This window comes from Microbacterium umsixpiens, from assembly GCF_053543675.1.
On sequence record NZ_JBLVOH010000075.1, the window covers coordinates 1 to 9,948 of the forward strand.

At 69.8% G+C, this 9,948-nt stretch carries 7 protein-coding genes; all 7 read left to right on the plus strand.

From position 1 onward, the window contains the following. Positions 1–291 precede the first annotated feature (291 nt). Positions 292–1,959 (plus strand): thiamine pyrophosphate-dependent enzyme, encoded by a 1,668-nt coding sequence (locus ACNPM4_RS07715; RefSeq protein ID WP_417503360.1) that lies wholly within the window; start codon positions 292–294, stop codon positions 1,957–1,959. Position 1,960: 1 nt separating this feature from the next. After that, the gene (locus ACNPM4_RS07720; protein WP_051662279.1) at positions 1,961–3,400 is read left to right on the plus strand and encodes an aldehyde dehydrogenase family protein; all 1,440 of its coding nucleotides are present in this window, start codon (positions 1,961–1,963) and stop codon (positions 3,398–3,400) included. A gap of 102 nt (positions 3,401–3,502) precedes the next feature. Further along, positions 3,503–5,077, plus strand: coding sequence for an ABC transporter substrate-binding protein (locus tag ACNPM4_RS07725; RefSeq protein WP_448985304.1), 1,575 nt, complete (start codon positions 3,503–3,505; stop codon positions 5,075–5,077). Positions 5,078–5,081: 4 nt separating this feature from the next. Then, entirely contained in the window at positions 5,082–6,104 is a 1,023-nt protein-coding gene (locus ACNPM4_RS07730) for an ABC transporter permease (protein ID WP_448985305.1), read from the plus strand. Further along, complete coding sequence (locus ACNPM4_RS07735) at positions 6,101–8,026, plus strand: dipeptide/oligopeptide/nickel ABC transporter permease/ATP-binding protein (RefSeq protein WP_448985306.1); 1,926 nt, start codon at positions 6,101–6,103, stop codon at positions 8,024–8,026. The genes ACNPM4_RS07730 and ACNPM4_RS07735 overlap by 4 nt, the downstream gene beginning before the upstream one ends. Continuing rightward, positions 8,023–8,826: an ABC transporter ATP-binding protein gene (locus ACNPM4_RS07740; RefSeq protein WP_197021063.1), complete on the plus strand. Its 804-nt coding sequence runs from the start codon at positions 8,023–8,025 to the stop codon at positions 8,824–8,826. Before ACNPM4_RS07735 ends, ACNPM4_RS07740 begins: the two co-directional genes overlap by 4 nt. Continuing rightward, a partial coding sequence (locus ACNPM4_RS07745) for a M20 metallopeptidase family protein (protein WP_448985307.1) occupies positions 8,827–9,948 on the plus strand: 1,122 nt, incomplete at its 3' end.

The window sequence follows — 9,948 nt, forward strand, 5'->3', positions numbered from 1 at the left end:
GCCGATGCGGTGGCCGGGGGTGAGGCCCTCGGACTTGATCATCGCTTCGACCTCGGTCACGACCCGGTCGGCGACGGACTGTGCGGGCGCGACACGCTGGAAGGTGCGCGCGTCATCCTGGGTGCTGGCCACGGGAATCCTTCGGTCGGGGCAGTGTTGTGCAGCGGATCTCTCACATCCTAGGGACGCCCCGCCGCCGGGGAGCGGCGGCTCAGGGCGATTCTCCTATTTGCAGTAATTGAATGTATCTAATACAGTCAATCACGCAATGCTGCTCACGAGAGGAAACAGATGACCGACCACACCGGTGGCGATCTGCTCGCAGACTCCCTCATCAACCAGGGAGTCTCACGGATCTTCGGCATTCCGGGCGTTCAGCTCGATGCCGCCGCAGACGCCCTCCATGCCCGCGCCGACCAGGTCGACTTCATCTGCGCTCGCAACGAGCAGGCGACGACCTACATGGCCGACGGGTATGCGCGCAGCACCGGAGACGTCGGTGTCGCCATGGTCGTTCCCGGCCCGGGAGTGCTCAACGCCCTCTCCGGTGTGGCGACGGGCTACTCCGCGAACTCGCCGATGCTGCTCATCGCCGGACAGATCGATTCGAAGGCCATCGGCCGCGGTCTCGGCGCCCTGCATGAGATCCCGGACCAGACGGGCATCCTCGAACGGCTCACCAAGTGGACCGGCATCGCCCGCTCCGCCGACGAGATCCCCGGACTCGTGCGCGAGGCCTTCGTGCAGCTGCGCAGCGGCCGCCCGCGTCCCGTCGCGATCGAGGTGCCGCCGGACGTGCTCGCCGCCACCTCGCGCATGGCGGCGGCCGAGATGGTCGCCGACGCCCCGCTCGTTCCCGACGAGCAGCAGATCCGCGACGTGGCGGCCCGGCTCCTCGCGGCTCAGCGCCCGATGATCGTCGTCGGCGGTGGAGTGCTCGCCTCGAACGCGTCCGTCGCGCTGCAGGCGCTCGCCGAGGCACTGGAGATTCCCGTGCTGATGACCGAGAACGGCCGGGGAGCGCTCGACGCCCGGCACCGCCTCGCGTTCGACTCGCTCGCGCTCCGCGCCTTCCGTGAGGACGCCGATCTCGTACTGGCGGTCGGAACCCGCTTCGTCTCCACCTTCGGAACCCAGGTGGACACCCATGGTGCACCGGTGATCCTCGTGAACGCGGAAGAGGCGGACCTCGGCGGCCCGCGCGCCGCTGTGCAGACCCTCCACGCCGACGCCCGGCTGGCGCTCGCCGCGCTCGCCGCCGAGGTGGGGTCCCCGCAGCGGGACTCCCGCGAGAGCGAGTTCGTCCGCGTCCGCTCCTGGCTCGCCGAGCAGTTCGACGACATCGCCCCGCAGCGCGAGTACCTCGCGGCGATCCGCGGCGCGCTGCCCGAGGATGGTGTCTTCGTGAGCGAGTTCACCCAGGTCGGCTACGCGGCCAGTGCCTGCTACCCCGCATACCAGCCGCGCACCTACATCGGCCCCGGTTACCAGGGCACGCTGGGCTACGGCTTCGCGACGGCGCTGGGTGTGAAGGCCGCGGATCCCACCCGCTCGGTGGTCTCGGTCAACGGCGACGGCGGATTCTCCTGGACCCTGCAGGAGCTGTCGACGGCGAAGCGCTACGGCCTCGGACTGGTGACGATCGTCTTCCACGACGGGTTCTACGGGAACGTGCGCCGCATCCAGAAGAACCGCTACGGCGCGCGCTACTTCGCCAGCGACCTGACGAACCCCGACTACGGCAAGCTGGCCGACGCGTACGGCATCCGCTCCGCGCGGGCGTACACGCCGCAGGAACTGGCGGGTGTGCTCGCCGATGCGGTCCCCGCGAACGAGCCGATCCTCATCGACGTGCCGGTGGGGGAGTTCCCCTCGCCGTGGCACCTCATCCATGAGGGCGTCCCGCGTCCCGTGCCGCTCGCGCCCGACGCGCACCTCGTGCAGCGGGCAGGGGTCTGACATGACCATCGGGCACGACATCGCAGGCATCAGGGAAGATGTCGATGGCCTCAGGGCGATCGATGTCGTCAGCCCGGCCGACGGCACCGTCATCGGCGCCGTCGTCGCAGGCGGCCCCGCGGACGTCGATCGCGCGGTGGCTGCGGCCGCGGACGCGTTCGGCAGCTGGTCCACGACGCCGATGGCGCAGCGGATTGCTTACGTAGAGGCGCTCGCCGAGGGGTTGGCGCGCCACCGTGAGCTTCTCGCCGCGACCCTCAGCGCCGAGATGGGCTCGCCGATCGCGTTCGCGCGTTCCGCTCAGGTCGGGGTCGCGATCGCCGACCTGAACATGCTCGCCGATGCTGCCCGCGCGCACGTCGAGCGGGAGGCGGTGTCGAACTCCCTCGTCGTCTCGGAGCCGGTCGGCGTCGTCGCCGCGATCACCCCGTGGAACTTCCCGCTGCACCAGATCGTGCTCAAGGTCGGCGCCGCCCTTCTCGCGGGCTGCACGGTGGTGCTCAAGCCCAGCGAGGTCGCCCCTCTCAACGCCGCGATCATCGGGGACATCCTCCGCGAGATCGGATTGCCGGGCGGTGTCGTGAACATCGTGCACGGCGACGGCGCAGGAGTCGGCTCGCCCCTCGTCGCCCACCCGGGCGTCGACATGGTCACCTTCACCGGCTCACGCCAGGTGGGGGAGCAGGTGGCTCGCGCCGCGGCGGCGACCATCAAGAAGGTCGCTCTCGAGCTGGGCGGCAAGTCCGCCGCGATCGTGCTCGACGACGCACCGCTCGACGAATCGGTGCGGGGAGTGCTCGCCTCGTGCTTCGCGAATGCCGGCCAGACCTGCGCCGCGCAGACCCGCGTCCTGGTGCCCGAGAGCATGCGGGATGCCTGGCAGAATGCCGCGCTCGAGGTCGCCGCAGGCTGGGCCCCCGGGGATCCGCGCGAGGAGGGGACCGCGACCGGACCCCTGGCCTCCGCTCTGCAGCGCGACCGCGTCCGCGCGCACATCGCCACGGCGATCGACGAGGGCGCGCAGGTGCTGACCGGCGGTCTCGATATCGTCGAACCGACGGCAGGCGGCGCCTACGTGCAGCCCACGATCTTCACCGATGTGACGCCGGACATGCGGATCTTCCACGAGGAGGTCTTCGGTCCGGTGCTCACGATCACCCCCTACGGCACGGTCGATGAGGCTGTCGACCTGGCGAACGACAGCGTCTACGGACTGTCGGGCGGCGTGTGGTCGAGCGACCCTCGACGCGCCCTCGACATCGCTCTGCGCATGCGCACCGGGACCGTCGGCATCAACGGCGCAGGCCTCGATGTCGGTGCGCCCTTCGGCGGATACAAGCAGTCGGGCGTCGGCCGGGAGTGCGGTGTCCACGGGTTCGAGGAGTTCCTCGAGCTCAAGTCGGTGATGGGCGCCGCTGCCCTCATCGACGATCGCTCGTGAAGTTACATACCGGAAACACCGGCGACACGAGCCAATAAAGAGTAATTCATAACATTCAATTGGGTTGACCCGCACCGTGCGGAACCCGTGAGAGAGGACACCATGAGACGCAGCATTGTCGCCGCGGTCGCCGTCGGCGTGACGGCCCTCGCCCTGTCCGGCTGCGCCGGTACGGCGGAGCCGGGGGGAGGAGAGGCACAGACGATCAAGATCGCCGTGCAGTCGGATCCCGGAACGCTCAACCCGATCACGAACGCGACGAACGCGAGTGAGTCCGTATCGACGTTCGGGTACGAGTCGCTGCTCTTCTACCCGACCGGCGAGGAGCCCCGGGGGCTGCTCGCCGATTCGTGGGAGTCGACCACCACCGGCGTGGAGTTCACGCTCAAGGACGGCATCCTCTGCGCCGACGGCACGCCGTTGACCGCGACCGATGTCAAGTCCACGTTCGAGTACGCCGCGGCCGACGAGACGGGCTCGCCCTACAAGGGCGTGTACTTCCCGGCCGAGGGCCTCACGATCGAGGCGGACGACGATGCCCGCACGGTCACCTTCACCAGCGCGAACGCCCAGAGCTTCCTCGCCGAGACGATCGGCGCCCTGCCGATCGTGTGCGCGTCCGGTCTCGCCGACCCGGCCGTTCTCGACACCGAGTTCCACGGCACCGGCGCCTACGCGTTGAAGGCGTCCTCCCCGGGGCAGTCGTACACGTTCACGCTGCGTGACGACTACACCTGGGGTCCCGACGACACGACCAGCGAGACGGCAGGGCTGCCCGGCACGGTGGAGGTCTCGATCATCGAGAGCGATTCGACCGCCGCCAACATGCTCCAGACCGGCGAGGCCAACGTCGCCGAGGTCGGCGGCAGCGAGCGCGACCGGCTCGACAAGACCGAGTTCGCGAAAGAACTCGAGGTGCCGCTGCGCCCGGGACTGATCTTCTTCAACCAGGCGGAGGGCCGGGTCGGCCACGATCTCGCCGTCCGTGAAGCTCTCGCCCAGGCTGTGGACCGCGAAGCCGTCGGGCCTGTCGCCTCCGCCGGTCGCGGCGAGCAGATCACGACACTCGTGTCCGAATTCGGCGCCGCGTGCACCGCCATGGACAGCTCCGGCGCCATCCCCGACTACGACGTGGATGCTGCTGCTGCCGCACTCGACGCCGCGGGCTGGGTCGAGGGTGCCGACGGCATCCGCGCGAAGGACGGCAAGCCGCTGTCCATCCTGATGCTCTACCCGGCATCCGAGAGCCAGGGCGTCACCGCCGCGATCGAACTGCTGCAGACCGAGTTCAAGAAGATCGGTGTGGATGCTGTGCCCACCCCGTCCGCGTCCTACACCGACGTGATCTTCTCCGGCGGCGACTGGGACATCGTGTGGGCCCCGATCTTCACGAGCCTCCCGAGCGACTGGGCCGGCATCCTGGGCGGCGAGTTCCCGCCCAACGGCGGTAACTGGACCTACAACAGCAACCAGGAGTACTTCGACCTGGTGGGCGAGGCGCAGGCGCTGGCCGGAGCCGACTCGTGTGACGCCTGGCAGGCTGCGCAGGACTCCCTGTTCCGCAACCTCGAGGTGCTGCCCGTCTACTCGTCGACGTCGACTTTCTACGGTGTCGGTGTGGAGTTCGGCATGTCGAAGAGCATCCTCGCTCCGACCACGATCCGCGTGACAGAGTGACAGGATGACGTCGCAGATCGTGACGCGGCCGAAGACCGTCGTGGTGGCCACCCCTCGGGGTGGTCGCCACGGCGGCGGCCGCTGGATCCCCTTCCTCCTCCGGCGCATCGGCCGGATGCTCATCGCGATGTTCGTGATCGTGACGGCGGCATTCGTCGTCCTCCGCGCCGCCGGGGGAGACCCGGTCCGTGCGGCTCTCGGACCGACCGCACCGGCATCCGTGGTGGCGGAGCGCCGGGCGCAGCTCGGGCTCGATGATCCGCTCATCGTGCAGTTCTGGAACTATCTGACGGGCATCGTGTTCCGCGGTGATCTCGGCGTCTCCCTGATCACCGGACGATCGGTGAACGAGCTGGTGGAATACCGGCTCCCCGCCACCGTGCAGCTCGCCGGCATCGCGTTCGTCGTGATCCTCCTCATCGCGATCCCCCTCGGGCTCGCCATCGCGATCCTCACCGCCGGTAACCGCCGTCGCCCCGTCGAGGTCGCCTTCACCTCGGTGACGGGCTTCTTCGCCGCCGTGCCGGAGTACCTGATCGGTGTCGCACTGCTGACGCTGTTCGCGATCACGATCCCGCTCCTTCCGGTCGCCGGCATCAGCGGCCCGCAGTCGTACATCCTGCCCGTCCTCGCGCTCGCACTCGGTGCGTCGGCGTCGCTGTCGCGCATCGCCCGCGTCGAGGCGCTCAACGTGCTCAGCGACGACTACATCCGCACCGCGCGCTCCAAGCGGCTCCCGGCCGCGATGGTGTACTTCCGGCACGCCCTGCCGAACATGCTCACCGCCACCCTGACCCTCGGCGGCGCCCTGCTCGCGACGATGATCGCCGGCAGCGTCCTGGTCGAGCGGGTCTTCAACTGGCCGGGCATGGGCAGTGCCTTTGTGCAGGCGATCATCACCAAGGACTACGGCATCGTGCAGGGGCTCGCGATCGTCTACGCGGCGATCATCCTCGTCGTGAACCTGCTGGTGGATGTGGTGCTCGCCATCCTCGACCGTCGTACGACCATTCTGGAGACCGCATGACCTCCTCGCACCGGCGGCGCTCCTGGCTGCTGCAGTCCCCGATGGCGCTGATCTCGCTGACCTTCATCGCGATCTTCGCCCTCCTCGCCGTGTTCGCCCCGATGTTGTGGGGTACGCAGGCCGAGACCCCGTCGCCCGCTGACCTCCTCCAGCCGCCGAGTGCCGAGCACCCTCTCGGCACCGACGCACTCGGGCGGGACCTGCTGCTGCGCACGCTCGTGGCCACGCGGCTGTCGCTCGTGATGGCGCTGACCGCGACCGCTCTGGGCGCCGTGGCCGGGCTGATCCTCGGTGCGCTGCCGGTCGTCGCCGGTCCGCGCGTGCAGCGCATGTTCGGCTCGGTCATCAACACCTGGCTCGCCTTCCCGGTGCTGCTGGTGGCGATGCTCACGGTGATCCTGCTCGGCACCGGCTCCACGACGGCCGTCATCGCGCTCGCGCTGACCATGACCCCCTCGTTCGCCCGCCTCGCACAGACCCTCTCCTCGCGCGTCGGGGGTTCGGAGTACCTGGCCGCGGCCCGCCTGCTCGGGGTGTCGAAGACGCGTCAGTTCACCCGCTACATCCTCCCCAACATCGCCGAGCCGGTGATCGTCAACGTCACGATCTCGATCGGCGGGGGACTCCTCGCCCTGTCGAGCCTCAGCTTCCTCGGCGTCGGCGTGCAGCCGCCCGAGTACGACTGGGGCCGCCTGCTCAGCGAGGGCTTCGAGCAGGTCTACAGCCAGCCGTCCGCGATCGTCGGGCCGGGTGTGATGGTCGTGCTCGCCGGAATCATGTTCGGCATGTTCGGCGAGGCGCTGGCCTCCCACATGCGCGGCCGGGGGCGCACCCGCACGCTCAGCGTCCGCGAGCTCGGCGATCCTGACCGCGTCTCCTCGACCACTGCCGTCGAGGAGCGGAGGGACGACGTGGAACCGCTGCTGGACGTTGCGGGCCTCAGCGTCTCCTTCCCCGGTGAGCACGGCTGGGTGCGCCCCGTGCAGGACGTCTCGTTCCGCATCGCACCCGGCGAGATCGTCGGCGTGGTCGGCGAGTCCGGCAGCGGCAAGAGCGTCACGATGATGGCGATCGCGCAGCTGGCTCCGGCCGGGGCCGCCGTCAGCGCGCAGCGCCTCACCTTCGCGGGAGAGGAGCTGTCCGGACTGTCGAGCGAGCGTGCGGCGAAGAAGCTCGGCACGAGGGTCGGTGTCGTGTTCCAGGACTCGCTCACCGCGCTGAACCCGGCGCTCCGCGTGGGCACGCAGCTCGCCGAGGTGCCGCGCGTGCACCAGAAGGCGACGCGGCGGGAAGCGGATGCCGCGGCCGTCGACGCTCTGGCTGCCGTGTCGATCACCGATCCGGCGCGTCGGGCCAAGCAGTTCCCGCACGAGTTCTCCGGTGGCATGCGGCAGCGTGCGCTCATCGCGATGTCGCAGATCGGGAAGCCGCGGCTGATCATCGCCGACGAGCCCACCACGGCGCTCGACGTCACGGTGCAGCAGCGGGTGCTCGCCCTGCTCCGCCGCGAGTGCGAGGAGACCGGGGCAGCGGCGATCGTCGTCTCGCACGACATCGCGGTGTTGGCCGAGCTCTGCCAGCGCATCCTGGTCATGTACGGCGGCCGCATCGTCGAAGACGTCGACGTCCGCCACCTTGCAGAACCCGAACGGCTGGCGCATCCGTACACCCGCGCGCTGGCGGAGTCGCTGCCGGATCTCGACACCGACCGCACGGCACCGCTCGCGACGATCCCCGGCGAGCCGCCGGACCTCGCGCAGCCGGTGGTCGGCTGCGCGTTCGCCCCGCGCTGTGCGTTCGCCACCGAGCTCTGCCGCACCGAGACCCCTCAGCTCGTCGCGCACGGCTCCGGCCGCGTGGCGTGCTGGCACCCGCAGGACGTGGGCGTGCACGAAGACGAATTCGCGAAGGCGGGTGCATGATGGCCGATCTCGTCATCGAGAACCTCGTGGTCACATTCGGCCGCGGGCCCCACGCCGTGAATGCGGTGGACGACGTGTCGCTCACGGTGCCGCACGGCACGACGGTGGGGCTGGTGGGCGAATCCGGATCGGGCAAGTCCACGGTCGCACGCACGGTCGCGGGGCTTCAGAAGCCGACGTCGGGGCGGATCCTGCTCGACGGCAAAGACCTCGCGGTCGGACGCCGTGATCGCCGGGCCCACGCCCGAGACGTGCAGATGATCTTCCAGGATCCGTACTCGTCGCTGAACCCGCGCATGTCGGTGGGCGAGACCCTGGACGAGGCGCTGGCCACCCACGGCTCCGGCAACGCCAAGGCTCGTGCGGCCGGCGTCAAGGAGCTGCTCGAACTCGTGCGGCTGAAGCCCGGTGTGTCGGAGTTGCATCCGTCGAGCCTGTCCGGCGGCATGCGGCAGCGCGTCGCGATCGCCCGCTGCCTCGCGGTGAAGCCGCGCCTGATCATCGCGGATGAGATCACGTCCGCCCTCGACGCCTCGGTGCAGGGCGCGGTGCTCAACCTGATGCGCGACCTGCAGCGCGAGCTCGAGCTCTCGGTGCTGTTCATCACCCACAACCTCGCCGCGGTGCGCTACATCGCCGACACCACGGCCGTGATGCGCAGCGGCGAGATCGTCGAGCACGGCGATGCCGACGCGATCGTCACGAACCCGCAGCATCCCTACACACAGGCGCTCGTGGCGGCCATCCCGCGCATCCAGAACGCCGGCACCGACAGCCTCCTCCACTCGATCGGATCCTGAATGACCCTGCTCGACGACGCTCAGGTCCTGCTGCCCGAGCTCGTGGCCCTGCGCCGCGCCATCCACGCCGACCCCGAGCTGGGTCTCGAGCTGCCGCGCACCCAGCGACGGGTGCTCGACGCGCTGGAGACCCTCGGACTCGAGGTGGTCCTCGGTGAGGGCCTGAGCTCGATCGCCGCGGTCGTGCGCGGCGCGCATCCCGGACCGACCGTGCTGCTGCGTGCCGACATGGACGCGCTTCCGCTCGTCGAGGACACGGGGCTCGACTACGCGGCGACGGGGGAGCGGATGCACGCCTGCGGGCATGACCTGCACGTCGCCGGTCTCGTCGGAGCCGCGCACCTGCTGGCGGGGCGTCGCGAGGAGCTCCACGGCGACGTCCTGCTGATGTTCCAGCCCGGCGAGGAGCTCGGCGACGGCGCGAAGCGGATGCTCGCCGAGGGGCTCCTCGAGACCACCGCGTCCCGGCCGGTCGCGGCCTTCGGCATCCATGTCGTTCCCGGCGAGTACGGCGTGTTCTCGACCCGTCCCGGCGCGCTCATGGCCGGCGCGATCGAGGTCGAGATCACCGTCACGGGCGCCGGCGGCCATGCGTCGGCCCCGCACCTGACCCGCGATCCCGTGCCCGTCGCCGCCGAACTCGTCACCGCGCTGCAGACCTTCGTCACCCGCCGTTTCGACGTGTTCGATCCGGTCGTCCTCAGCGTCACGCAGCTGCATGCCGGGGGACCGGCCCGGAACATCATCTCCGACACCGCCACGCTCGTCGCCTCGGTGCGGGTGCTGTCGCACGAGTCGAGTGCGCGCGTGCAGGCGGAGCTCCCCGCACTCGTCCGCGAGATCGCGGCCGCCCATGACTGCACAGCCCAGGTCGATGTGAGCGTGCTGTGCGCGCCCACCGTGAACGATGCCCGCGCGGTGGAGCGGGTGCGAGCCACGCTGCAGGGCCTGTTCGGCGACGAGCGCGTGTGGGAGACCGCGCACCCCGTGATGGGATCGGAGGACTTCTCCTTCGTGCTCGAACAGGTTCCGGGGGCGTTCCTGTTCCTGCGGGCGACGCCGGCGGAGGTCGATCTCGAGACGGCGTCTCCGAACCACTCTCCGACGGTCGTGTTCGACGAT